At 41.1% G+C, this 1,748-nt stretch carries 1 protein-coding gene; it reads left to right on the top strand.

Going from position 1 to position 1,748, the window contains the following annotated elements; translation table 11 throughout:
- Window positions 1-1,748 (top strand): ATP-binding protein (locus CDG77_RS34800; RefSeq protein ID WP_143857179.1); only part of this gene is annotated, 1,748 nt, incomplete at both ends.

Below are 1,748 nucleotides of genomic sequence, written 5' to 3' on the forward strand. Positions count from 1 at the left end.
GCGATCGCCCTCTGCAATACCTTAGATATATTGTATCGAGAGCGGATTATTCATAAAGATATTAAACCCGCCAATATTTTAATTAACCCCCAAACCAAGCAAGTCAAATTAATTGACTTCAGTATTGCATCTTTATTACCACGAGAAACGCAAAGCCTCATCAATCCCAATGTATTAGAAGGGACACTAGCTTATATATCCCCAGAACAAACAGGAAGGATGAATCGCGGGATTGACTACCGGACTGACTTTTATTCTTTGGGTGTAACTTTCTACGAGTTACTCACTGGAGTTTTACCATTCCCATCAAATGAACCGATGGAATTGGTGCATTGTCATCTTGCAAAAACAGCGCCTTTAGTACATGAAATTAACCCACAAATTCCGCCTGTACTCTCAGAAATCGTCAGCAAATTGATGGCGAAAAATGCGGAGGACAGATATCAGAGTGCTTTAGGACTGAAGTTTGATTTAGAAAAATGTTTAACTCAACTTCAAGAAACGGGTTCGATTGATAGCTTTGATGTTGGAACAAGGGATGTGTGCGATCGCTTCCTCATCCCTGATAAACTCTATGGAAGAGAAACCGAAGTCTCAATCCTACTCCAAGCTTTTGAACGTGTTAGCCAAGGTGCAACAGAAATAATGCTGGTAGCTGGTTTTTCAGGAATTGGAAAAACAGCAGTTGTCAACGAAGTTCATAAACCCATTGTGCGGCAACGCGGTTATTTTATCAAAGGGAAATTTGACCAATTCAATCGCAATATTCCTTTCTCTGCTTTTGTCCAAGCCTTCCGCGATCTAATGGGGCAGTTGCTTAGTGAAAGCGATGGCGAATTACACATCTGGAAAACTCAGATTCTTCAGGCTTTAGGTGACAATGGGCAAGTAATTATTGAAGTCATTCCCGAATTAGAACGCATCATTGGTAAGCAACCACCAGCAACAGAATTATCAGGAACAGCAGCACAAAATAGATTTAATTTACTGTTCCAAAAGTTCATTAAAGTCTTCACTACTATTGAACATCCTTTAGTAATGTTTTTGGATGATTTACAGTGGGCTGATTCTGCCTCACTCAACTTGATGCAGCTTTTGATGAATGAGTCGGAAAGTGGCTATTTATTAGCGATTGGGGCTTACCGAGATAATGAAGTCTCACCGGCGCATCCTTTAATGTTGACATTGGATGCTGTAGCCAAAGCTAACGCCACCATCAATACCATTACCTTACATTCCCTCAGTCAGGGTAGTTTAAATAAACTGGTCGCTGACACGCTCAACTGCAATATTTTGAGCGCTCAAGCTTTGACAGAATTGATTGCTTTGAAAACAAAAGGCAATCCCTTTTTTGCCACCCAGTTCCTCAAAGCATTGTATCAAGATGGATTGATTCAGTTTGATTTCAAATTGGGGCATTGGCAGTGCGATCTGGCAGAGATTCGCACTGTTGCCATATCCGATGATGTCGTGGAATTTATGGCATCACAGTTACAAAAACTGCCGAATTATACCCAAGATATTCTGAAATTAGCCGCTTGTATTGGCGCACAGTTTGATTTGAATACTTTAGCGATCGTCTCTGAGCAATCTGAATCGGATACCGCCGTCGCCCTCTGGAAAGCCTTGCAGGAAGGATTAATTATTCCCCAAAGTGAAGTTTATAAGTTCTATGTGGGCGAATTGGATACAACCCAAAACACACAAACTGAAACGCTAAATTATAAGTTCCTCCACGATCGCGTCCA

The organism is Nostoc sp. 'Peltigera membranacea cyanobiont' 213 (genome assembly GCF_002245975.1).
Classification (GTDB): domain Bacteria; phylum Cyanobacteriota; class Cyanobacteriia; order Cyanobacteriales; family Nostocaceae; genus Nostoc.